Origin of the sequence: Cryptosporangium phraense (genome assembly GCF_006912135.1) — a bacterium.
GTDB classification, from domain to species: Bacteria; Actinomycetota; Actinomycetes; order Mycobacteriales; family Cryptosporangiaceae; genus Cryptosporangium; species Cryptosporangium phraense.
The window spans coordinates 264,329-288,206 of record NZ_VIRS01000007.1; the positions used below are offsets into that span (position 1 = coordinate 264,329).

The window sequence follows — 23,878 nt, forward strand, 5'->3', positions numbered from 1 at the left end:
GGCGCACCTGCGGTGGTTCGCCGGTACTCGTAGGAATTAAGCAGTTGTACGGCGGGCGGCCTCGGTGACCGCGGCGGCGACGGCGGGCGCGACCGACGGGTCGAAGACGCTCGGGACGATGACGCTGGGGTTGACCTTGTCGGCGCCGACGACGTTGGCGATCGCCTCGGCCGCGGCGAGCGCCATCGGGAGCGTGAACTCACGCGCCTGCGCGTCGAGCAGACCGCGGAAGACGCCCGGGAACGCGAGCACGTTGTTGATCTGGTTGGGCTCGTCCGAGCGGCCGGTCGCCACGACGGCGGCGTGCTCGCGCGCCTCGCGCGGGTCGACCTCCGGGTCGGGGTTCGCGAGTGCGAACACGATCGAGCGGTCGGCCATCGTCGCGATGTCGGCGCCGGTCAGCAGGTTCGGCGCGGAGACGCCGATGAAGACGTCGGACCCGGCCAGCGCGCCGGCCAGCGTGCCGGAGTAGCCGTCGCGGTTCGTGTGCTCGGCCAGCCACTGCATGCTCGGGTTCAGGCCCTGCGACCCGCGGTGCAGCGCGCCGTCGCGGTCGCAGGCGACGATGTCGCCGACGCCCTCCGCGAGCAGCAGTTTCATGATCGCGGTACCGGCCGCCCCGGCGCCCGAGACCACGATCCGGACGTCCTTGAGGTCCTTGCCGACGACGCGCAGCGCGTTGGTCAGCGCGGCCAGCACGACGATCGCGGTGCCGTGCTGGTCGTCGTGGAACACCGGGATGTCGAGCTCGTCGCGCAGCCGGGTCTCGATCTCGAAGCAGCGCGGGGCGGCGATGTCCTCGAGGTTGATGCCGCCGTAGACCGGCGCGAGCGCCTTGACGATCGAGACGATCTCGTCGGAGTCCTGGGTGTCGAGGCAGACCGGCCAGGCGTCGACGCCGGCGAAGCGCTTGAACAGCGCGGCCTTGCCCTCCATGACCGGCAGCGCGGCGGCCGGGCCGAGGTTGCCCAGGCCGAGGACCGCGGAGCCGTCGGTGACGACCGCGACCGTGTTGCGCTTGATCGTGAGGCGACGGGCGTCGTCCGGGTTCTCGGCGATCGCCCGGCAGACGCGGGCGACGCCCGGCGTGTAGGCGCGGGAGAGCTCGTCGCGGGTCCGCAGGTTCACCTTCGGGGTGACCTCGATCTTGCCGCCGAGGTGCAGCAGGAACGTGCGGTCGGAGACCTTCCGGACCTCGACCTCGTCGAGCGACCGGAGCGAGGCGACGACCGCGTCGGCGTGCGGGCCGTCGGCGGTGTCGCAGGTCAGGTCGACGACGACGCGGTCGGCGTCCGAGTCGACGACGTCCAGTGCCGTCACCACACCACCGGCGGTACCGACCGCCGTGGTGAGCCGGCCGACGCCGGTGGGGTCGGCGGGGGCGGCGATCCGGATCGTGATCGAGAAACCGGCACTGGGCATCGGGGTGGACACGGGTTTCCTCCGGTCTGGCCGGCCGTTACGGGGCCGGCGCGGTGGGCGCTAGCACTGGACGCCGCGCGCGTCGTCGAAATCCTTCCAGAGTCCGCATGGCGGGACGAAATCCGGGGAATCCCGCGTGCCGTGGCGCGGTTCAACACGGTAGTCCGGGGATTTTCCGGATGACCTCGACGCGGTGGACGTGCCACGATGCCTGCACGGTCTTTCCGAACGAAAGGACCCCGCACTGACTACTGATGGAGTTGATCTGCCGATGAACCCGACCCCGTCCACTGCCGGTCGTCGCGCCGGTTCACTCGGCGACAGCACCATTCGGCTCGGTGAGCTCGACGGGCTCGACTCGGTCGACGCGGTCGACGCGCTCGACGGCGAACAGTTCGAGCGGGAGGAGCGGCAGGCGCTCCGCCGGGTGGTCGGCCTCTCCACCGAGCTCGCCGACGTCACCGAGGTCGAGTACCGGCAGCTGCGGCTCGAGCGGGTCGTGCTGGTCGGCGTCTGGACCGAGGGCAGCGCCGAGGACGCGGAGAACTCCCTGGTGGAGCTGGCGGCACTGGCCGAGACGGCCGGGTCGCAGGTGCTCGAGGGGCTCATGCAGCGGCGTGACCGGCCGGACCCGTCGACCTACATCGGCTCGGGCAAGGCGGCCGAGCTGCGCGAGGTCGTGCTGGCCACCGGCGCCGACACCGTGATCTGCGACGGCGAGCTCTCGCCGGCCCAGCTGAACGCGCTCGAGAAGGTCGTGAAGGTCAAGGTCATCGACCGCACCGCGCTGATCCTCGACATCTTCGCCCAGCACGCGCACACCCGCGAGGGTCGCGCGCAGGTCTCGCTGGCCCAGATGGAGTACATGCTGCCCCGCCTGCGCGGCTGGGGTGAGTCGATGTCCCGGCAGGCCGGTGGTGCCGGTGGTGGCGCCGGCGGCGGCGTGGGCACGCGTGGTCCCGGTGAGACCAAGATCGAGACCGACCGGCGTCGCATCCGCGAGCGGATGGCGAAGCTGCGCCGCGAGATCAAGGAGATGAAGACCGCCCGCGACACCAAGCGCGCGTCCCGGCGACGCAACTCGGTGCCGAGCGTGGCGATCGCCGGCTACACCAACGCGGGCAAGTCCTCGCTGCTCAACCGGCTGACCGGGGCCGGAGTGCTGGTCGAGGACGCGCTGTTCGCGACCCTCGACCCGACGACCCGCCGGACCTCGGCGGCCGACGGCCGCGAGTACACGCTGACCGACACGGTCGGGTTCGTGCGGCACCTGCCGCACCAGCTGGTCGAGGCGTTCCGGTCGACGCTCGAAGAGGTGGCCGACGCCGACCTGCTCGTGCACGTGGTCGACGGTTCCGATCCCGACCCGATCTCCCAGGTGAACGCGGTGCGCGCGGTGCTGGCCGACATCGACGCGGTCTCGGTGCCGGAGCTGCTGGTCGTGAACAAGGCGGACGCGGCCTCGCCGGAGGCGCTGATGCAGCTGCGTCAGGCGCTGCCGGGTGCGTTGGTGGTCTCGGCGCACAGCGGGCTCGGTATGGAGGCGTTGCGGGACGCGATCGAGGAGCGGTTGCCTCGGCCCGCCCTGGAGCTCCATGTGCGGCTGCCCTACGACCAGGGTGGGCTGGTGTCGCGGGTGCATGCGGAGGGTGAGGTGCTCTCCAGCCGGCACGTGGCCGACGGAACCGAGCTCCACGTGCGGGTTCACCCCGGGCTGGCGTCACTGCTCCAGCCGTACGCCGGTACTACTCAGCAGGCCTGACCGGCTCGATTCGGGTCCTCCGGACGGTTGAGCGGGTGAACAACCGGTGACACGCCTCTCGCTGTTACCGTCCGGAGTCTCACGCAACGCCGCCGATTGGCGTCCACCGGTCTGCAAGACTGGGGGCGTGACTCGGTGTGGACGGATCCTGGTGGCCCTTCTGCTCGGGGTGGGCTTCGGCCTGCTGCCGGGTGGAACGGCCGCGTTGGCCGCGCCGGCGACCGTTTGCACGGTGAACGACCAGCGGCTGTCGCAGATCAGCGGCCTGGTGGCGGTGGACGACGGCTATGCGGCGATCACGAAGAGTGAACCCGGCGCCCCGCAGGTGCCGATCTACCTGCTGAACGCCAAGTGCCAGGTGTCGAAGACGCTCGTCTCGGAGATCCAGCCCCGGGACACCGAAGACCTGGCCCGGACGTCGGACGGCGCGTACTGGGTGGCTGACATCGGTGACAGCGACTCGGCGCCCGAGCGCGAGACGGTCGCCGTCCACCTGTTCCCGGCGTCCGGTACGCCGACGATCCAGCGGATGCGCTACCCGGACGGCGCGAAGAACGCCCAGGCGCTCGTCGTCCAGAACAACGACATCCCGGTCGTCATCACGAAGTCGGCGTCCGGAACCGCGAAGGTCTACAAGGCGAGCAAGGCGATCAGCGGCCCGTCGAAGTCGGCCGAGCAGGCGGTTCCGCTGACGCTGGTCGGCACCGTGACGATCGGCGGCACCGAGGCCGTGACCGGGGCGGCGCTGTCGCCCGACAGCAAACGCGTCGCGCTGCGGACGAACTCCGCGATCTACGAGTGGGACGTCACCGGCGGCGACGCGGCCAAGGCGCTCACCAGCGGAAAGCCCCGCAAGACGGCGCTCACCGGCCAGACCGGCCAGGCCGGCGGCGCGGTGACGTACTCCTCCGACGGGACGTCGTTCCTGACGCTCCCCGAGGTCGCGGACGCGGCGGCGGCGCTGCAGAAGTGGCCGATCGCCAGCGCGGCCAAGCCCACGTCGGCCGCCGACGGCGGGGGATCGGACGCCGATTCCGGCGGCGGTCTGCTGTCCGGGATCAGCTTCTCGCAGCTGACGACGATCGTCGCGGTCGTCGGCGTGATCGGGCTGGCGCTGCTGGTGGCCGGCATCGTCGGCATCGTCCGGTTCCGGAAGCGGGCGCAGTCGCCGGCGTCCGGGGGTGGGTCGCGGGTGCCGCCGGGCGCCAACCGGTTCGGCCCGGGCGCGCCGGGCATCGCCGAGATCGATGCGATGGGCCCGGCCGACGAGACGATGAACCTGCCCCGGGTCCCCGGGGCCGTGTACGGCGGACGCCCGGGTGAGCCAATCCGCGGTGGAGCGGCCGTACCGCCGTCACCTCGGGGCGCGGCCCGGCCGGTGAGCTCGGGGCCGGTCGGCGTGGGACCGAATGCGCAGGTGGGCTGGTCGGCCGACCGGGGGCCCGACGCGGGGTTCCGGTCGGAGGGCCCGGTGTCGGGAGCCGCGCCGGTGTCCGGGCCCGCCTCGGTGTCCGGAGCGGCGTCGGTGAGCGGCGCGGCACCGGTGTCGGGTCCGGCCGGGCGCGGGACGGTCTACGGCGGGGCTCCCGATCCGGAGTCGACCGGCAGCGGCCGGGTGCGGCGGCCGGGTGGCCCGGGCGGGCCGGGTGGGCCGCCGCCGGGGAACGTGCCGTCGCGCGGGTACGACTCGGAGACGACCGGCGGTGGCCGGCGGTACGACCCCGAGACCACCGGCGGTGGCCGGGTGCGGCGGGCCGCGGTGCCGCCGCGCGGTGGCGATCCGGAGACCACCGGCAGCGGCCGGGTGCGCCCGCCGGGTGGTGGTGACCGGATGCGTCCGCCGCCTCCGCCGGGGGACCGGCCGGTGGACCGGTCGTCGCCGACCCGCGTCCGGCGCGCCGGACCTCCGCCTCCGCCGCCCGGGACGACGTACGGCAGCAGCCGCGACGACGCCGACGGCCGGGGCCGGGACACCGACGGGCGCGGGTGGGACAGCCGAACGGGTGGGCGGCCGGGCCGTCCGCCCCGGGACGAGCGCGACCCGGAGTCGACCGGGAGCGGGCGGGCCCGCCCGCCGGGTGACCGGATGCGTCCGCCGCCGCCACCGGCTGACCGGGGTGAACGTCGGGGGCAGGGCTGGCGCGAGGATGACGACCGTCCGCCGCCCCCGCCGCCGGGTGGACGTCGTCCGCCTCCGCCCCCCTCACGCTGAAAAGTGCCGCTGCCCGGCCGGGCAGCGGCACTTCGGCGTGCGGTGGATCAGAGGCGACGCAGGACCGTGACGACTCGGCCCAGGATCGTCGCCTCGTCGCCGGGAATGGGCTCGTAGGCCGCGTTGTGCGGAACCAGCCAGACCTGGCCGTCGCGACGGCGCAGGCGCTTGACGGTGGCCTCGCCGTCGAGCATCGCGGCCACGATCTCGCCGCTGTCGGCGTCGGGCTGCTGACGCACCACGACCCAGTCACCGTCGCAGATCGCCGCCTCGACCATCGAGTCGCCGACCACGCGCAGCAGGAACAGGTTGCCGTCGCCGACGATCTCCCGGGGAAGCGGGAACACGTCTTCGACGGCCTGCTCGGCCAGGATCGGGCCACCGGCCGCGATGCGGCCCAGCACCGGCACGTGCACCGGCGCCGGACGCCCGTCGGCCTCGCTCGCCTCGGTGGCGCCGACCGAGCTGACCCCGCCGCCGATCTCGACCACCGTGTCGCGCCCGGTGCCCGGCATGCGGATGTCGACCGCCCGGGGGCGGTTCGGGTCGCGGCGGAGAAGGCCCTTCTCTTGTAGCGCCTGGAGCTGGTACGCCACGCTCGACGGGGACGTGAGACCGACGGCCTCACCGATCTCCCGGACGCTCGGCGGGTAGCCGCGCTTCTCGACCGAGTCGCGAATGACCTCGAGGATGCGACGCTGGCGCGGGCTCAGCGGCGTGCCGGCGGACGTCGTGCTGCGACGACCGCGCCGGCGGGGGGCGTTGGTGTCCGCGGCAGCGTCGGCGGCTTCGGCACCTGCGGCGCGCTCGGGTGCGGCGACCTGGACGGGAGCCGCGCCACCGGACCCGTCGGTATCTGTACCGCCTTGTCGCCGTTCCGTCACGGTGTCCTCCTCTGTGACCCCACCACCGTCGTCAACTCGTTCCTGACCGTAGCCACTGTGGAAAGAGATTTCAAACAAACGTACGACGCCGGTGTGTCGGATGGTGTCGCTGTGGCGGAGCCGAGCACCCGAGGAGTGACGCTCGATCCGCGTCCGAACATACGGCCGAAAGAATTGCGCGCGCAAGCCTGGTGTCGGTGTGGCGAACGTGGTAAAAGTTCGTACACGCGTTCGTTCGAACGCTCGTACGTCTCTCGCTCCTCGGGGGTTCGTGTGGTCACGCTCAAGCTGGTGCCCGTCGATTTCGGCCCGCCGCGCGTCGATCCGTTCGAGCAGGCCATCGAGCTCGGCGCCGGCCGGGTCCGCCGGCTGCGCTCGGTCCCGTCCGGCCCGGCCGCACCGGCGCCGGTCCAGGTACGGCTGCCTCGTCAGCGGGCGGGGAACTGCACCACGGCCCCGGTTCGTCGGCGTCCGGTCCGGCGTCCCGGGGTGCCCTCGGCCGCGGTGGCCTCGGAGGTCGCCAGAAGGGTCTCCGATCGGCGTCCGGCTCCGCGGCTACGGCTGACGCGGCGCGGGCGGGCGCTCGTGCGCACGGTGGTCCTGGTCGCGCTGGCTATCGCCGCGATCGCGATCGCGGTCTCCAGCCGGGCCGACGACGTCACGCCGGTCTCGTCCCGCAGCATGGTCGTCACCGAGCACGACACGCTCTGGACGATCGCCGAAGAGGCCTCGCCCAGCCGGCCGCGCAGCGAGACGATGGCGAAGATCCGCGAGCTCAACCACATGCCCGACGCCACGGTCCACGTCGGCCAACGATTGCTGCTGCCCGCTCCGTAAGCTGGCGCAGATGCGAGTAGCGCTGATCTACGTCGGGCAGCCGGAGAGCGAGCTCCGTCCGGTCATGAGCCCCCCGATCGGCCCGCAGCTGCTCGGCACGCTCCTGCTGCACCACGGCGCCGAGGTCGAGCTCTTCGATTCCCGCCTCCAGCCCGCCGACCGGTTACTGGCCGCGGTCGACGACTTCGACCCGCACCTGGTCGGCTTCAGCTATCTCTCGCCGAACGCCGACGAGGCCGTTGCGCTGGCCCGCGCGGTCCGGCGTCCCGGCCGGGCGATCGTCGCCGGTGGCGTCCACGCCAGCATCCACACCGAGGCCACGCTGGCCATCGGCGTGTTCGACACCGTGGTCCGGCGGGAGGGCGAGTCGGCGATCCTCGACCTGTACGACCGGCTCGTCGCCGGTGAGCCGCTGCCGCCGATCGTCGAGGGCACGGCCTGGCCGGACGTCGACACGCTGCCGCCGTACGCCGACTTCGACTGCTACCGGGGCGTGTACGACCAGGAGGGTTACCGGCCGGTCTACCTCCAGCTCGGGCGCGGGTGCCCGATGCAGTGCACGTTCTGCGAGCTCCCGAACCGGCAGGTGTTCGAGCCGCCCCGGCGCCGGTTCCGCACCGTCGACACGGTGATGGCCGAGGTGCACGAGTACGTCCGCCGCTGGGGCGTCGACTTCGTGACGATCGCCGACCCGATCGCCACCCTCAACCTCCCGCTGCTCATGGGCGTCGTCCGGCGGATGGACGCCGAGCTGCCGGACGTCGGACTGATGTTCAACGGGCACGTGAACAGGTTCAGCCGGGCCCTGGCCGAGGTGCTGGGCGAAGCCCAGGCCGGACGCGACCGCGAGGGCCAGCGGATCACCGTGTGGTTCGGGTTCGAGAGCGGCTCCCAGCGGTTGCTCGACTTCATGCGGAAGCGCACCTCGGTGGCCGACGGCCTCGCGGTGGCCCGGCTCTGCCGGGACCACGACGTCCAGGTGGGCGCGAACCTCCTCCTCGGCGTACCGACCGAGACCGAGGACGACTACCGGGCCCACCACGCGTTCATGGACGAGATCGAGCCGACGTTTCCCAACCCGAACATCCTCAACCCGCTGCCGGGCACCGAGATGTACGACTACTGCGCCGACCGGGGGTTGCTGCGGGACCCGGCCGACCACTCGATCTGGCGCGACAGCGACATCGCCGCACGTGGGGAGGGGCCCGTGCTCGGCATCGACTACCAGCGCGTGCTGGCCACCTACCGGCACTACCGCGACGAGCCGGCGCCCGAGTCGGAGCCACGCTACCGGTCGTGGGCGGCCGACGACGACACCACAACAGGTTGTGGCTGACTCGCTCTGCGTCAATGTTGCTCAGGTTGTGGGATTTACCGGCGGGTCGGCTTGCGATCGTGGTGGCGCAGGCCTACTGTCGCCACTAGATCTAGTGCTTACGACCGTGTAACTCACCTACTGGTTGAGGGGGCAGGCGATGAAGTGTCCGTACTGCCAGCATCCCGATTCCCGGGTGGTCGATTCCCGCGAGGCCGAGGACGGCAAGGTCACTCGGCGGCGGCGGTCGTGCACGCAGTGCTCCCGACGCTTCACCACGGTGGAGGAGCCGGTGCTGGCGGTCGTGAAGCGCAGCGGCGTCAGCGAGCCGTTCAGTCGCGAGAAGGTCGTCTCGGGCGTCCGCAAGGCCTGTCAGGGCCGGCCGGTCGACGCGGACTCTCTCGCGCTGCTGGCGCAGAAGGTCGAAGAGGCGATCCGGTCGCGGGGCGCGGCCGAGGTTCCCTCGCACGAGGTGGGCCTCGCGATCCTCGGGCCGTTGCGCGAGCTCGACGAGGTCGCCTACATCCGGTTCGCGAGCGTCTACCGGTCGTTCTCCTCGCTGGAGGACTTCGAGGCGGAGATCGCGTCGCTCCGCGAGAACGGACCCAGCGGGTCCGGCGCTCGGCCGGTCGCGAACGTCACCGCGTCGCCGCCGCTGCCCGAGGGTGAGCCTGCACGGTTGGTGGAGGCGAGTCCTTAACGGGTGGTCCGGCGACGAGGCCGGGCGGCAGTTCAACACGCTACTTGCGGTGGTTCGGCTCGGGGCGGATCCGAAACACCGGGGCGCAGCCTTGCGGGCGCGTCTATCGAACTCAAAACACGGCAGTACGGCGGGCGTGCCGTCAGCGTGCGCTTCGCCATGCCCGCAGGACGCGGGCCTAGGACTTTCGAACCAGATCACGAGGGACAGGGGACGCCGATGACCGAGACGGTTGGCTCATCAACAGGCAACGGGGCCGCTCCGGCTCCGCGCGGACGTAAGGCCGCGTCCAAGCCAGTGGGCCTGACTGTCGAGCGGGTGTACACCACGGCCGGTGTCCACCCCTACGACGAGGTGACCTGGGAGCGCCGCGACGTCGTCATGACGAACTGGCGCGACGGCAAGGTCAACTTCGAGCAGCGCGGCGTCGAGTTCCCCTCGTTCTGGTCGCTGAACTCGACGAACATCGTCACCACCCGGTACTTCCGGGGTGCGATGGGCACGCCGCAGCGGGAGAACAGCCTGAAGCACCTGATCGACCGGGTCGTGCGCGTGTACCGCGCGGCCGGCGTCGAGCACGGCTACTTCGCCACCGCGGAGGACGCCGAGATCTTCGAGCACGAGCTCGCCTGGATGCTGCTGCACCAGGTGTTCAGCTTCAACTCGCCGGTGTGGTTCAACGTCGGCACGGCCGCGCCGCAGCAGGTCTCGGCGTGCTTCATCCTGTCGGTCGACGACGAGATGGACTCGATCCTCAACTGGTACCGCGAGGAGGGCCTGATCTTCAAGGGCGGCTCCGGGGCCGGCCTGAACCTCTCCCGGATCCGGTCGTCGAAGGAGCTGCTGGCCAGCGGCGGTACCGCGTCCGGCCCGGTCAGCTTCATGCGCGGGGCCGACGCCAGCGCCGGGACGATCAAGTCCGGTGGGGCCACCCGCCGGGCCGCGAAGATGGTCGTGCTCGACGTCGACCACCCCGACATCGAGGAGTTCGTCGAGACCAAGGCGCGCGAGGAAGACAAGATCCGCGCGCTGCGGGACGCCGGGTTCGACATGGACCTGGGCGGCAAGGACATCAACAGCGTCCAGTACCAGAACGCCAACAACTCGGTCCGCGTCTCGGACGAGTTCATGAAGGCGGTCGAGGACGGCGGGGAGTTCCACCTCCGGGCCCGCCTCGACGGCTCGGTGATCGACACGGTCGACGCCCAGGGCCTGTTCCGCAAGATCGCGAAGGCCGCCTGGGAGTGCGCCGACCCGGGCATCCAGTACGACGACACGATCAACGACTGGCACACCACGCCGGAGTCGGGCCGCATCACCGCGTCCAACCCGTGCTCGGAGTACATGCACCTCGACAACTCGTCGTGCAACCTGGCGTCGCTGAACCTGATGCGGTTCCTGCGTCCGGACGGCACATTCGACGGTGAGACGTTCGTCAAGGCCGTCGAGCTGGTCATCACCGCGATGGACATCTCGATCTGCTTCGCCGACTTCCCGACCGAGCCGATCGCCGACACCACCCGCAAGTTCCGTCAGCTGGGCATCGGCTACGCGAACATCGGCGCGCTGCTGATGGCCACCGCGCACGCCTACGACTCGGACGGCGGCCGCTCGCTCGCCGCGTCGATCACCTCGCTGATGACCGGCACCGCCTACCGTCGCTCGGCCGAGCTGGCCGGCATCGTCGGCGCGTACGAGGGCTACGCCCGCAACGCCGAGGGCCACCAGCGGGTCATGCGCAAGCACGCGGCCGCGAACGACGAGGTGCGTCCGGTGGGCGCGGACTCGGCGCGGATCCTGGAGCTGGCGACGGCGGAGTGGGCGCGCGGTCTCTCGGTGGGCGCCAAGCACGGGTGGCGGAACGCGCAGGCGTCGGTGCTGGCGCCGACCGGCACGATCGGCCTGATGATGGACTGCGACACCACCGGCATCGAGCCCGACCTGGCCCTGGTCAAGTTCAAGAAGCTCGACGGCGGCGGCTCGATGCAGATCGTCAACCAGACGGTCCCGCAGGCGCTGAAGACGCTCGGCTACCAGGACGAGCAGATCGAGGCGATCGTCGAGCACATCTCGCAGCACGGCCACGTCGTCGACGCCCCCGGCCTGCGCCGCGAGCACTACGAGGTGTTCGACTGCGCGATGGGCGAGCGCTCGATCCGTCCGATGGGTCACGTCCGGATGATGGCCGCGGTGCAGCCGTTCATCTCCGGCGCGATCTCCAAGACCGTCAACCTGCCCGAGTCGGCGACGATCGAGGACATCGAGAAGGTCTACGCCGAGGGCTGGCGGCTGGGCCTGAAGGCCCTCGCGGTCTACCGCGACAACTGCAAGGTCGGCCAGCCGCTGTCGGTCGGTGGCAAGAAGGCCGACGCGGCCCGCGCTGCTGCGTCGTCGGTCGTCGAGGTCGAGGCGGCCCCGAAGCGCAAGCGTCTGCCGAAGACCCGTCCGAGCACGACGACGTCGTTCTCGGTGGCCGGGGCCGAGGGTTACCTGACCGCGTCGCGCTACCCGGACGACGGCGTCGGCGAGGTCTTCCTCAAGCTCGGCAAGCAGGGCTCGACGCTGGCCGGGATCATGGACGCGTTCTCGGTCGCCGTGTCGGTCGCGCTGCAGTACGGCGTTCCGCTGGAGACCTACGTCGAGAAGTTCCGCAACATGCGGTTCGAGCCGGCCGGCATGACCGACGACCCGGACATCCGGATCGCCAGCTCGGTGATCGACTACATCTTCCGGCGGCTGGCGCTCGACCACCTGCCCAAGGAGACCCGCGCCGAGATGGGGATCCTGACGAACTCGGAGCGGGCGGCGGAGTTGGACGGGCCGGCGGCCACGGAAGAGGTGGACATCGCGGGGTTGGCGGTTTCGGCGCCGGTCTCTTCTCCGGTGGCGGCGCCGAAGGCGCCGCGCGACCTCAGTTCGGCGCACTCGTCGACCGAGCTGCTGGAGCTGGTGCAGGGGACGGCGGCGGACGCTCCGCTGTGCTTGACGTGCGGGACGAAGATGCGGCCGGCGGGCTCCTGCTTCGTCTGCGAGGGCTGCGGCAGCACGTCCGGCTGCAGCTAGTTCGCCTCCGAAGGGGCCGAGCCGGACGGCTCGGCCCCTTCGCTCGTTCTCCGGAGTCCCCGATGGCGCTTCCGCGTGCATTCATCAGTTTCGATTTCGACAACGACCGAGTAGCGAAGCATCTCTTTGCTGGACAGGCGACCAGCAAGTCCCCGACGCCGTTCGCGACGGAGGACTGGTCATCGAAGGGAGCACTCCCGCAGCGAGAGTGGGAACGGCTCATCCGAGCGAAGATCAACCGCTGCCATCTCGTGATAGTGCTGGTCGGGCGTCAGGCCGCCAGCGCGTCCGGCGTGGTAAAAGAGATCCAGATGGCCCGCGATCTCGGCATTCCCTATTTCGGCGTCTACGTCTCCGGCGCCGACGCGAGGACGCCGCTTCCGCGCGGGTTGGCGCGCAACGCGGTGGTCCCGTGGACCTGGCCGACGGTGGCGAGGATGGTCGACGACTGCCTTCGGGCGCGCCGAGGCGTCCGGCCGGGCTCACCTGTTTCTTAGGCCAGCGCAGGCACACTGATCGCGAACGTCGTCCTGATCGCGCCGGGGAGTTCCATGCCGCTCACGTACGTGTCCCACCAGGTGCCTGCGCTGGCGGCCAAGCTCGCGGCACCGCCGTGGTTCGACGGGACCGCGCTGGCGCTGGGGTCGATGTCGCCGGACTGGCCGTTCGCGCTGGCCGGGACCCGTTGGCAGGTCAACGCGCACAACACCCGGGGCGTGCTGCTGCTCTGCGTCCCGGTGACGACGGCGGCGGCGGTCGCGGTGCGCGAGCTCGCACCGGTGGTGGCCGCCTACCTGCCGTCGCTGCCGGGATTGCCGCTGTCCCGGCTGGCGCTGCTCGACTACCGGCGTCCGCCGTTGGCGACCACCGTGCTCAGCGCACTCGCCGGCGCGTGGAGCCACGTCGCCTGGGACTCGTTCACCCACGACGGACGCTGGGGCGCGCGGAACGTGCGTTGGCTCGCGTCGACGCATCACGTGAACGGGTACCCGATCAGTGGGGCGATGCTGGCGCAGCACGGGAGCACGGTGGTCGGGGGAGTCGTCGGGCTCGTGTTGCTCTCCAGGGTGCTGCGGGAGTTGCCGGTGTGGGCGGAGGCGAAGCCGGTGGGGTGGGCGCGGTCGGCCGCTCTGGCTCCGGCTTCGGGTGCGGCTTCGGGCGCGGCTCCGGCTTCGGGCGCGGCTCCGGCTCCGGCTCCGGCGGAGCCGGACGGGCCGGAGGAGCCGGTTCCGGGGCGGGGGGAGTTCTGGGCGGCGGTGGCCGCGGGGACTGCGGCCGGGGTCGCCTGGGGATCACGAGGCGGCTGGGACGGGCAGTTCAACATCGCGGTCTTCGTCATCCGGACCAGCGTCGGAACCGCCGCAGGAGCGGTCATCGGAGCGGTTGCCGGGACACGCCGGGCGCGACGTAAGCTGCGGACGCCAACCAGCGCGTGACCGTCGGGTGAGGACCGGACGGCGGCCGGGTACTGGCTGTCGTGGAGGTGCCCGGTGAAGAAGAAGCTTGCCGTCGTTGCGATGGCGTTGGCGGCGGTGCTCTCGGCCGCCGGATGCGAAGGCATCGAGTTCGTCGATCCGGCGGCGTCGGCGAGCGGCACCTCGGCCGCGCAGGTCCCGGCCGACCCGGGCAGCGTCGCCAAGCCGTCGAAGACCTCGATCGCGCAGGCGAAGCGGTCGCTGAGCGCGATCACGATCAAGACGATCCCCGGCAAGGACCCCAGCTACGACCGCGACAAGTTCGGTGACGCCTGGAGCGACGCCGCGAAGGGCGTCACGTATGCGGGCAACGGCTGCGACACCCGCAACGACATCCTGCGGCGGGACGCGGTCAAGGGCACGGTTCGGACCAGGAACGGCTCCTCCGGGTGCAAGGTGACCGCGGGCACGTGGGTGTCCCCGTACAACGGCGCGAAGTACACGTCGACGAGGAAGATCCAGATCGACCACATCGTCCCGTTGGGCCGGGCGTGGGCCTCGGGGGCGAAGCGGTGGTCGGCCGCCCGGCGGCTCGCGTTCGCGAATGATCCGGATAACTTGCTGGCGGTGGATGGGTCGTCGAACCAGTCGAAGAGTGACAAGGGGCCGTCGGCTTGGCGGCCGGCCAAGCCGTACCAGTGCGTGTATGCGGTGCGGTACCTGCGGTCGGCGACGAAGTATCAGCTGCCGATCACGTCGGCGGACAAATCGGCGCTGACGTCGATGCTGAATGGGTGTCCGAAGTAGAGCTGAGGTTTCGCGGGCCTCAGCCGGGTGTGCGTTCGTGGGGTTGGGTTCGCGTGGCGGTCGCGGCGCAGTCGTGGGTAGCTCGTTCGCGGTCGGGGAGGTTGACGCGCTTCGGCTTCGGTCGCGCGTGTGTTCGCCCCGCGCCGGGGAGTGGCCCGCGCTGCGGTCTGGGCCGCAGGTAGCGCTGAGCGTGCTCCGGCGTGGGCCGGCCTGGGCCGGGCTCCGGCGCCGCCGCACGTAGCGCTGATGTAACCCGAGCCCCCGGCGCAACCCAGCCGCTGCCGCCCTGAGCCCCTACGCGCCCTCAGCCATCACGCACACGGCCTTAGCCGCGCGGCGCGGCCGCAGTCGGGCCTCCACCGCCCTCAGCGCAGGCCTACCGGCCTCCACTCCGGTCTGCTCCAGCGTCCCGGCCCGCCGCTGCGGGCGTAGCCGCCCGGTCCCGGCCCGGCGCCTCAGCTCTCCGCCGCCAGCACCAATGGATAAACCGCGTCAGCCCCCGCCCTCCTCAAAACCCTCGCCCCCACCGTCAAAGTCCACCCCGTCCCCACCCGGTCATCCACCAACAACACAGCCCGCCCCCGCACCGCCGCCGGATCCTCCAACACATACCGATCCGCCACCACCCGCAACCTCTGCGCCGAGTTCATCGCCCCCTCCCCACTCCCAGCCTCCCCAACAACCGAGAACGACGTCAGAACCGGAATCTTCGCGTACCGCGACAGCCCATGAGCCACGTGCGCCACCAACCGCCCGTGCGTCAGCGAACCGAAATACACGATCCCCTCCGGCACCCCGGACCCGAACTTCCACGCATCCAGCACCTGCACCAACGCACGCCGCAACGGAACCGGCAACTCCCCGTCCGGAGCGCGGAACAACTCCCGCAACTGATTGCCCCACCCCAGGTCGGTGAGCCGCGCGATCGCCCGCCCCGGCTCGGCCTGCTCACCGGCCGGAATCTTGCCCTTCAACTCGACGCCCATCGCGGCCATCCCGGTCGGCCACATCTTCCGCGTCTCGACCGGCACCCCCGGCCGGCTGAGCCGGTCGGTAGCCGCCGACAAGCTCGCCTCATCCGTGTCCGCCGACAACGCCAGCCCGCCGCAGTTGTCACAGCGCCCGCACGGCGCAGCGTCGGAGTCGTCCAACGCCCGCCGGAGGTACACCATCCGGCACTCGGACGTCGTCAGATAGTCGAGCATCGCCTGCTGCTCGACGCGACGGGTCTCCTGCACCCGCTGGTACCGCTCGGCGTCGTACGCCCACGGCTCCCCGGTGGACGTCCAGCCCCCGCGGACCCGGCGCACCGCACCGTCGACGTCGAGCACCTTGAGCATCATCTCGAGGCGCGTCCGGCGCAGCGGGACGTACGTCTCCAGCACCGCGGTGGACATCGGGCCGTCGTGGGCGGCCAGCACCCGCAGCGTCTCGCGCACCTCGTGCTCGGGCGGGAACGCCAGCGAGCCGAAGTAGTCCCAGACGTCCTTGTCCTCGCGCCCGGGCAGCAGAACCACCGTCGCGCGATCAGTGCCACGGCCGGCTCGGCCGACCTGCTGGTAGTACGCGATCGGTGACGCCGGAGCGCCGAGGTTCACGACCCAGCCCAGGTCGGGCTTGTCGAACCCCATACCCAGGGCGGACGTCGCGACCAGCGCCTTCACCCGGTTGTGGAGCAGGTCCTCCTCGGCCGCGAGCCGCTCGGTCTGCTCGGTCTGCCCGGAGTAGGCCGCCACCGGAAAGCCCTGGGACCGCAGGTAGTCGGCGACGTCCTGAGTGGCCGCCACCGTGAGGCAGTAGATGATCCCGGAGCCCGGAAACTCCCGCAGATGATCGGCGAGCCACGCCAGCCGCGCCGCCTGGTTCTCCAGCGCCACGACACCGAGGTGCAGCGACGTGCGGTCCAAGTTGCCGCGCAAAACCAGTACGTCCCTCGACAGCTGTTCCGCGACGTCGCGCGTCACCCGCTCGTTGGCGGTCGCGGTCGTGGCGAGCACCGGGATCCCGGCCGGCAGGTCGGCGAGCATCGTCCGGATCCGACGGTAGTCGGGCCGGAAGTCGTGACCCCAGTCGGAGATGCAGTGCGCCTCGTCGATGACCAGCAGGCCCGCGCTGGCGGCGAGCCGGGGGAGTACCTCGTCCCGGAACTCGGGGTTGTTCAGCCGCTCGGGCGAGACCAGCAGGACGTCGACCTCGCCGTCCGCGATCGAGGCGTAGATCTGCCGCCAGTCGTCGGCGTTGGTGGAGTTCACGGTCGTCGCCCGAACCCCGGCCCGGGCGGCCGCCGCGATCTGGTTGCGCATCAACGCGAGCAGCGGCGAGACGATCACCGTCGGGCCGCTACCGGCGGCCCGCAGCAGCGCGGTGGCCACGAAGTACACCGCGGACTTGCCCCACCCCGTCCGCTGGACCACCAGCGCCCGGCGCCGATCGGCCACCAGGGCCTCGATCGCCGTCCACTGGTCTTCGCGCAGCTTCGCGTCGGGCGAGCCGACCAGCTCGCGAAGGTGCTGCTCGGCGCGCTCACGGAGCGCGGCCCGGTCGTGCGCTGGGTTCGCCTCGGTCGAGGCAGACATGGGGTCCCCCGGTCAGTCGCCTGAATTCGACCCGTTGGTACCAGCGGGTCGGTCGTCGCGGATGTAGACGAGGAGATCGCCGGTCTCGAGCTGATGCGTCTCGGGATCGACCAGCGGCACCACCCGCCCCCGCCGGACCACCGCGATGACGACCTCGTCGAGCGTCCGCGGTGACTTGCCCACCTCGTCGCGGACGACCGAGCGGCAGGCGAACGCCATGCCGTGCCCGGGCGTCAGCAGGTCCTCCACCACGTCGATGACCGGCGGGTCGGTCGTCGCCAGGCCGAGCAGCCGCCCGGCCGTCGCCGAGGACACCACGACCTGGTGCGCGCCGCTCTGCCGGAGCAGCGGCGCGTTCTCCGCCTCCCGCGCCGTCGTGACGATGCGGACCTGCCCGTTCGTCAGCTGGCGGGCGGTGAGCGTGGTCAGCACGGCGGCGTCGTCGGCGTCCGGAGCCACGATGATCGCGGTCGCCCGGTCGACGTGGGCCTGGGCCAGCACGGCCGATCGTCCGGACGAGCCCTCGACGACCGCGAGCCCGGCGTTCACGGCCTGCTGGGCGACGCGGTGGTCGCGCTCGACGACCACGATCTTCTCCCGCGGCACGCCGTTCTCCAGCAACGCGTCGACCGCGCTGCGGCCCTTGGTGCCGTAGCCGCACACCACGTAATGGTCTTTCACCGTCTGCCTCCACCGCTCCCGCCGGAACTGCCCGCGGTACTGCTCGGTCAGGACCTCGAGCGTGGTGCCGACCAGAATGATCAGGAACAACACGCGCGCCGGAGTGATGAACACCACGTTCACCAGCCGGGCGGACGGCGACGCCGGAGCGATGTCGCCGTACCCCGTCGTCGAGAGCGTCACGACCGAGTAGTAGGCCGCGTCGAGCAGGCTCAACGGGCTGCCGGTGTTGTCGTGGTAACCGTCGCGGTCGATGTACACGACCGCCACCGTCAGCCCGACCAGGGCCAATGCGGCGAAGAGCCGCAGGCCGAGCGCACGCAGCGGAGACGGTCGCTTCTGGGGAAGCCAGACCGTGGCCCGCGGGAGCGAGGTGGGAGTCGGACGCGTCACGATCTGCAGACGGTAGCGGCTGCCACCGACAGCGGCACCGGGGACTCGCCTGCCTGTGGATAGAACGAAGGCCGCCCCGTCGGAACGGAGCGGCCTTCGGGTACGCCGACCCGCCGGGTCGCCTCTCGGCGGAAGGTCGCTCGCAGCGACTTAGTTGGGACCGGGGGCCTGGATCGAGCCGACGCACTAACGGTCATTTTACAGCCCCGAGGGCGATTCCGGTCGATGGCGGATCGGCCAGAGGCGCCGCGTGTTTCCCTCGGTCTGCTTACGCTGGAGTCGTCCCATCGTTCGCGTCCAGGAGGTCGCCTTCGTGTCAGAGCCTCCCCGCCATGCCCGTCCGATCCTCGCCGCTGACCTCGAGCGCCTGGTCGAGGGGTCGGTCGCGGGTGAGCCGTCCGCGCGGCTGGAGCTGGCCCACGCCACCGCCGCCGCCCTGGTGTCGGTCGGGCGCGACGCGGCCGGCGACCCGAGTGACCGGTTCGTGCGCCTGGCCGACACCGTCGGTCTCGACACGCTGGCCGACCTCTGGCGCGGTGCGCCGCCGGACTCGCTGCCCGGCGCCCTCTGGGCGCTCTACCTGCTGCAGACCTGGTGCACCGAGAACGGTGCCGAGGTGGCCCGCCTCTACCGCACCGGCCGGTCGCTCGCGCCGGTCGACGAGGTCGTCGCCGGCGTCCGCGACGACGCCGACCCGGATGCCATCGCCACGGTGGCGGATTCGGTGCTCAGCGGGCTCTACGACGGTGATCTCGGGGTCGCGCTGGAGCGGGGCGCCGCGTTCTTCCGCGTCGTCGCGGCGGGCCGGCTGTTCCTCGCGTCCGAAGACACCGACGGCGACGCCGAGCGCGAGCGGGCCGGCCGCAACCGCGCCTGCGCCGACGGCCTGACCAGGGCGGCCGCCGCCTGGCGCGCGGGTACCCTCCGCTAGCCACCGTCCGCCGCCGTCCACAGGACGGTGGGTTGTCCCCAGCTCGGACTTCCGGCCTCGATATCGGCCCGCTCCCGGCGCAGGCTCGTTCGCCATGACCTCCCTTTCGTCTCCGCCCGGCCAGCCGGTGGTGCGCCTGTCCAGCCCGCCGGAGATCGTCCGCGCGATCCCGCAGTTCCTCGGTTTCCACCCGACCGCGAGCGTCGTCGTGCTCGGTCTGGCCGGCCCCGAGCTACGGCTCCGGATGACCCTCCGCATCGACCTCCCCGAGCCCGGCCTCGAACGGCCTGCGGCCGAAGAGGTCGCGCTCCGCCTGGCCGCCGAGCACGTGTCCGCGTGCGTCGTCGTCCTGTTCACTGCACCTCCTGCGGACGTCTCCCCAGCGGCCGATCCTCCGGCCGACGAATCCCCGGCGGACGTCTCCCCAGCAGCCGATTCTCCGGCGGACGAGGCGGGCGGGCCGCCGCCGGAGGAGCCCGAGCCGGTCGTGGGGGAGGGGCGGGCCGGGATGCGGGGCGCGTCGGCGGCGTTCGCGGTGCAGGCCGCCCTGGGCGACGCCGGTCTCGACGTCCGGGAACTGCTGCGCACCGAGGACGGGCGGTGGTGGTCGTACACGTGCGAGAGGTCCTGCTGCCCGCCCGACGGCTTGCCGCTCGGCTCGGGGCCCACGACGCTGCTCGAGGTGCTGCGCGTCGCGGCCGGGCGTCCGGTGTTCAGCGACCGGTCGGCGATGGTCGGATCGGTCGAACGCAAGCCCGGCGAACCCACCGACGCGCTGGAGGCCGAACTGCGGGCACGGACCGAGCAGATGGCCGGCGAGGCCCGGGCCGCCCAGGCCGCGCGAGATCTGGCCGCGATCCAGGGTCGCCTGACCCGGGACGCCGCCCGCCCGGCCGGGCGAACCGACGACGAAGATCGCTACGACGACCGGACCGTGGCGATGGTGGCGGTCGCGCTCCAGAACGTGTCGGTGCGTGACGCCTCGTTCGCGTGGACCGGCGGCCCGCTCGCGGACGCCGCCACCGCGCTCTGGCGCGAGCTCGTCCGCCGGGTGCCGCCGCCGTACGCGGCCGCACCGGCCACCCTGCTGGCGGTGTCCGCGTACCGCGAGGGCGACGGCGTGCTGGCCGACACGTACCTGCGCCGGGCCCTGCGTGACGACCCCGAGTACCGCATGGCCGACCTGGTGCTCACGAGCCTGGAGAACGGCTTCCACCCGACCGAGGTCGAGTCCGCGCTCGGCCTCTCCCGCCCGCCTGTGCACGGTCCCCACGGCCAGGGCCCGAAGTCGGGCACGGTCCCGAAATCCCGGGCCGGTACGGACGCCCGGCGCCGGGCGAGTGGTACCGATGCGCGATGATGGCCGCCGAACTGCCCCCGTCGACGATGCCCGAGGAGCCGGAAATGCGTCCGCGTACCACCCGCCGGGTCGCCCGCCTGCTCGGCGTCGCGCTCGCGCTCGGCGGCCTGGTCGCCACGACGGCCTGCACCGGCGACGAGGGGGACAAGGCCGCGCAGAAGCCGACCGAAGCCGAGACGCCCACCGGCCCCGACGCCGCGTCGGCGTCCCCGTCGCCCTCGCCCTCCCCGTCGGCGGTCCCGACCAGCGTCCCGCCCGCCGCCGAGGCCGGCGGCATCTGCAAGTCGATCACGTTCAGCGAGGTCAAGACATACCTCGGCCTCACGTTCCAGGTGGCCGCAGCAAGCGGCAAGGAGGGCGGGGTCCGCACGTGTGTCCTCCAGCCCCTGGACGAGTCGCTACCGGACCTCACGTTCGTCGCGACTCCCCTGGACGGCGAGGTGTCCGAGGACGACTACGAGAAGGACTTCGTCCCCGACAAGGCGGACGACCAGAACGGCCTGGGCCGAGCGGCCTACAAGCGGGTGGTGGCCCCGAGCGGCGCGAACGGTCCGGTCGCGGAGGTCGGGTGGCTGGGCGAGGAGACCGCGTACACGCTCACCCTGACGCTGGCCCAGGCCACCGGCACCACCGGCGCCAACACCTACCTCCCCAAACTCGCCGGCCTGGGCCCCAAGCTAATAGCCGGCTGACTCCCACCCCGCCGCCCCGGCACCGACCTCGTGCTGGACCTGGCGCGGCGAGAGGAACGCGCTGCCGCACACAGCACCGCCACGCCCCAGCCCGCCGCCGCGCAGCCGCGCCGCCGCGGCAGCGCGGCCGACGCGGCCGTGCAGACCGCGCCGCCCGGAGAGCGCGGCCGTGCCGGGTGGCGCGGCGACGGGGGTGCGGTGGTGTGGCGGCCCGGATGGTGCAGGTGGCGCGGCCGGGAGGGTGCGGCCGTGCCGGGTAGCGCGGCGACGGGGGGTGCGGCGGTGTGGCGGCCCGGGTGGTGTGGGTGGCGCGGCCCGGAGGGTGTGGCCGAGTGGGTGGCGCCGCCCGGATGGTGCGGCCGAGTGGGTGGCGCGCCCCGGAGAGTGCGGTCGTGCCGGGTGGTGCGGCGGTGCGGCGGCCCGGATGGTGCGACTGGCGCGGCCCGGAAGGTGTGTCTGAGTGGGTGGCGCGGCCCGGAGGGTGCGGCCGAGTGGGTGGCTCGGCCCGGAGGGTGCGGCCGTGCCGGGTGGCGCGGCGGTGCGGCGGCCCAGATGGTGCGAGTGGCGCGGCCCGGAAGGTGTGGCCGAGTGGGTGGCCCGGCCCGGATGGCGCGGCTGTGCGGGTGGCGCGGCCTGGAGGCTGCGGCTGTGCGGGTGGCTCGACCTGGAGGGCGAGACGGGGTGGCATGGCCTGGAGGCTGCGGCTGTGCGGGTGGTGCGGACCGGATGGCGCGGCCGTGTGGGTGCGGTCCGGAAGGCGTCGCGGCGCGGGTAGCGCGGTTGGGAGAAATGCGGCCGTGCGCATGGTGAGGCGGGTCGGGGGTATGCGTCCCACCATGCACAACGACCCCACGGGCGAGCCTGTCGACATCGAAGTCGACCCCGACAACCAGGCTGATGTCGCCGAAGAGTTCGCCGAAGACGTCGGCATCGACCCCACCCCGGCCGAAGTCGAGGAATACGTCGCAGCCCTGCCGACCGACGCTGCCGCTCCGTCCGAGGCGGCCCAGCCCCCGAGCTAGGCCACTATCCGCCAAGACCGATGCAAGCGCGCCCCGCACAGTGGCGCTTCCCGCACCACGCCCCTGCCGCGCCGCCAGCGCCGCCAGCGCCGCCAGCGCCGGCGCCGTGTGCACCCCCCGGCCCGGTGGGCACCGATCCGGTGGGGCGGGGTCTGGTCAGGGGGTTCAGCCGTTGCGCTGATGCGGTGGCCGCGAGGCGGCGGCCCGCCTGGTGAATTCCCGCGCGGCGGTGGTCCGTGAAGCACGGGGCGCCGCCGAGGGCGTCCGACGGTCGCTTGCCCACCAAGATCGAGACTCTGTGGCCGTGGGCCATGCGACAGCGGCCCGCTGGCGCGCTGGCCACACCAGTTGGCCGATGCGTAATGGCGTCCAGGCTGCGGTGGCTTCCGTGCTGCGGTGGCGTCCAGGCTGTCATGGCTTCCGTGCTGTGGTGGCTTCCGTGCTGTGATGGCTCCCGGGGGCTGCCGGGCTCAGGTTCGGGGCTCATCCGTGGCGACTCGGTAGGTGGGGGAACGGCACGGCAGCGCCTCCACAGCGGTCGCGCAATCCGGCGAGGAGCTACCGCCGAACTGTGCGCGGCGAGGGCCCCGCAGCCCTACGTGCGCCGCAAGCGCGCGAGGGCGGTCCCATCCCCAACAGCGGCACCACGTCGCCGGGCGGCGATGCGCGTCGCCATCCTCGAACACTCCGAGCGGCCTGCTCACCACCTACTGCGCCGACCTACTGCACCGACCTTCGCCGAATGCCGGGACGATGTCCGGTCCGGCCACGCCGGAGTCGACGACTCCCCGGCAATCGACGTATCGGCCCCAGGGCGCGGCTCTGCGCGGCTCGGCGCCGCGGGGCTAACGGAGGCGGCGGGCGCCCTCGTCCAAACGGCGGGACGGCGGCTCCACCCGAACACTCGCGTGCAGGACCGTCACCCCCTCAGGGGACGCCAACACCGGATTCAGCGTCAACGCGCTCAGCGCCGGAATCTCGTCCGCCAAGGCGCCGACCCGCAACAGCAGATCCTCGACCGCAGCAGAATCCACCGGCTTCGCACCCCGGTAGCCGAACAGCATCGGGGAGGCCAGCGGCTCGCGAAGGAGGTCGGCGGCATCCCGATCGGTGAGCGGCGCGGCGCGCCAGGCTCGGTCACCGATCAGCTCGGTCGCGATACCGCCCAGCCCGAATCCGACGACCGGGCCGAACGCCGGGTCCTGGACGACCTCGGCGACGCACACGACGCCACCGCGGGCCATCGGCTGTACGAGCACGGCCGGGTTCGGGTCTCCCGAGGCCGCGGCGATGCCGTGGTAGGCCGCCCTGGCGTCGCGGGGCGAGTCGACGTCGAGGCGGACCGTGCCGAGGTCGGCGCGGTGGCGCAGGGTCTCGTCGGCGGCCTTCACCGCGACCGGGTAGCCCAGCTCGGCGGCCGCCTCCACGACCGCCTCGGCGCCGACGACCCGGCGGCTGACCCAGAGGTCGATGCCGTAGGCCGCGAGCAGGTCGGCGGCTTCCCCGTCCTCGAGGTCGACGCCGTCCGGGTGCTTGTCGAGCGTGCGGCCGATGAAAGTGCGGGCCCGGCCGGTGTCGGTGTCGAGCAGGTACGGCAGCTGGCCGGCCGGGGTGCCGCGCCACTCGGCGTAGGTCGCGACCTTGCCCAGCGTGCGGGCGGCGGCCTCCGGGGTCGCGTACGACGGCACCGAACCCCGCGCGATCACGAACTCCGGGCTCGGCAGCAGCACGGTCGAATCGGGATCGGACTTCACCCCGTGCGGTGGTTCGCCAGGCCCACCGGCGCCGGCCCCGCCGCCCGCCCCA

Annotated in this window: 18 protein-coding genes; 13 read left to right on the plus strand and 5 right to left on the minus strand. The window is 72.2% G+C overall.

Going from position 1 to position 23,878, the window contains the following annotated elements; all coding sequences use genetic code 11:
- Positions 1-36: 36 nt before the first annotated feature.
- The gene (locus tag FL583_RS12950; RefSeq protein WP_142704876.1) at positions 37-1,422 is read right to left on the minus strand and encodes an NAD-dependent malic enzyme; all 1,386 of its coding nucleotides are present in this window, start codon (positions 1,420-1,422) and stop codon (positions 37-39) included.
- A gap of 271 nt (positions 1,423-1,693) precedes the next feature.
- Between FL583_RS12950 and hflX the strand changes: the two genes are divergently transcribed.
- Positions 1,694-3,184, plus strand: coding sequence for a GTPase HflX (gene hflX / locus FL583_RS12955; RefSeq protein WP_142704833.1), 1,491 nt, complete (start codon positions 1,694-1,696; stop codon positions 3,182-3,184).
- Between the two features lie 127 nt (positions 3,185-3,311).
- Positions 3,312-5,396, plus strand: coding sequence for a hypothetical protein (locus FL583_RS12960; protein WP_142704834.1), 2,085 nt, complete (start codon positions 3,312-3,314; stop codon positions 5,394-5,396).
- Positions 5,397-5,443: 47 nt separating this feature from the next.
- Here the strand turns inward: FL583_RS12960 and lexA are convergent, their stop codons facing one another.
- Positions 5,444-6,280 (minus strand): transcriptional repressor LexA, encoded by an 837-nt coding sequence (gene lexA, locus FL583_RS12965; RefSeq protein WP_142704835.1) that lies wholly within the window; start codon positions 6,278-6,280, stop codon positions 5,444-5,446.
- Between the two features lie 291 nt (positions 6,281-6,571).
- On the opposite strand from lexA, the gene FL583_RS12970 reads away from it, so the two are divergent.
- From FL583_RS12970 to FL583_RS13000, 7 genes are all read left to right on the plus strand, one after another.
- The gene (locus FL583_RS12970) at positions 6,572-7,117 is read left to right on the plus strand and encodes a LysM peptidoglycan-binding domain-containing protein (protein WP_142704836.1); all 546 of its coding nucleotides are present in this window, start codon (positions 6,572-6,574) and stop codon (positions 7,115-7,117) included.
- Between the two features lie 10 nt (positions 7,118-7,127).
- On the plus strand, positions 7,128-8,453 hold the full coding sequence (locus tag FL583_RS12975) for a B12-binding domain-containing radical SAM protein (RefSeq protein WP_142704837.1): 1,326 nt from the start codon (positions 7,128-7,130) through the stop codon (positions 8,451-8,453).
- Between the two features lie 139 nt (positions 8,454-8,592).
- The gene (gene nrdR, locus FL583_RS12980; RefSeq protein WP_142704838.1) at positions 8,593-9,132 is read left to right on the plus strand and encodes a transcriptional regulator NrdR; all 540 of its coding nucleotides are present in this window, start codon (positions 8,593-8,595) and stop codon (positions 9,130-9,132) included.
- A 219-nt stretch (positions 9,133-9,351) separates the two neighbouring features.
- Positions 9,352-12,195 (plus strand): vitamin B12-dependent ribonucleotide reductase, encoded by a 2,844-nt coding sequence (locus FL583_RS12985; RefSeq protein WP_142704839.1) that lies wholly within the window; start codon positions 9,352-9,354, stop codon positions 12,193-12,195.
- 62 nt (positions 12,196-12,257) lie between these two features.
- Positions 12,258-12,692: a TIR domain-containing protein gene (locus FL583_RS12990; protein ID WP_142704840.1), complete on the plus strand. Its 435-nt coding sequence runs from the start codon at positions 12,258-12,260 to the stop codon at positions 12,690-12,692.
- 54 nt (positions 12,693-12,746) lie between these two features.
- The gene (locus FL583_RS12995; protein ID WP_142704841.1) at positions 12,747-13,631 is read left to right on the plus strand and encodes a DUF4184 family protein; all 885 of its coding nucleotides are present in this window, start codon (positions 12,747-12,749) and stop codon (positions 13,629-13,631) included.
- A 54-nt stretch (positions 13,632-13,685) separates the two neighbouring features.
- Positions 13,686-14,417, plus strand: a complete 732-nt coding sequence (locus FL583_RS13000) for an HNH endonuclease family protein (RefSeq protein ID WP_205752091.1) — start codon at positions 13,686-13,688, stop codon at positions 14,415-14,417.
- Positions 14,418-14,872: 455 nt separating this feature from the next.
- On the opposite strand, the gene FL583_RS13005 is transcribed toward FL583_RS13000, so the two are convergent.
- Together FL583_RS13005 and FL583_RS13010 are read right to left on the minus strand one after the other, a co-directional pair.
- Positions 14,873-16,993: a RecQ family ATP-dependent DNA helicase gene (locus FL583_RS13005; RefSeq protein ID WP_142704842.1), complete on the minus strand. Its 2,121-nt coding sequence runs from the start codon at positions 16,991-16,993 to the stop codon at positions 14,873-14,875.
- A gap of 12 nt (positions 16,994-17,005) precedes the next feature.
- Positions 17,006-18,067 (minus strand): potassium channel family protein, encoded by a 1,062-nt coding sequence (locus FL583_RS13010; protein ID WP_142704843.1) that lies wholly within the window; start codon positions 18,065-18,067, stop codon positions 17,006-17,008.
- A 313-nt stretch (positions 18,068-18,380) separates the two neighbouring features.
- Between FL583_RS13010 and FL583_RS13015 the strand changes: the two genes are divergently transcribed.
- From FL583_RS13015 to FL583_RS13030, 4 genes are all read left to right on the plus strand, one after another.
- On the plus strand, positions 18,381-18,998 hold the full coding sequence (locus tag FL583_RS13015; protein WP_142704844.1) for a hypothetical protein: 618 nt from the start codon (positions 18,381-18,383) through the stop codon (positions 18,996-18,998).
- 94 nt (positions 18,999-19,092) lie between these two features.
- Entirely contained in the window at positions 19,093-20,358 is a 1,266-nt protein-coding gene (locus FL583_RS13020) for a DUF4192 domain-containing protein (protein WP_142704845.1), read from the plus strand.
- Complete coding sequence (locus FL583_RS13025) at positions 20,355-21,050, plus strand: hypothetical protein (RefSeq protein ID WP_142704846.1); 696 nt, start codon at positions 20,355-20,357, stop codon at positions 21,048-21,050. Before FL583_RS13020 ends, FL583_RS13025 begins: the two co-directional genes overlap by 4 nt.
- 836 nt (positions 21,051-21,886) lie before the next feature.
- Positions 21,887-22,072 (plus strand): hypothetical protein, encoded by a 186-nt coding sequence (locus FL583_RS13030; protein ID WP_142704847.1) that lies wholly within the window; start codon positions 21,887-21,889, stop codon positions 22,070-22,072.
- Positions 22,073-22,917: 845 nt separating this feature from the next.
- On the opposite strand, the gene FL583_RS13035 is transcribed toward FL583_RS13030, so the two are convergent.
- Positions 22,918-23,878 (minus strand): acetate--CoA ligase family protein (locus tag FL583_RS13035; RefSeq protein ID WP_170323623.1); only part of this gene is annotated, 961 nt, incomplete at its 5' end.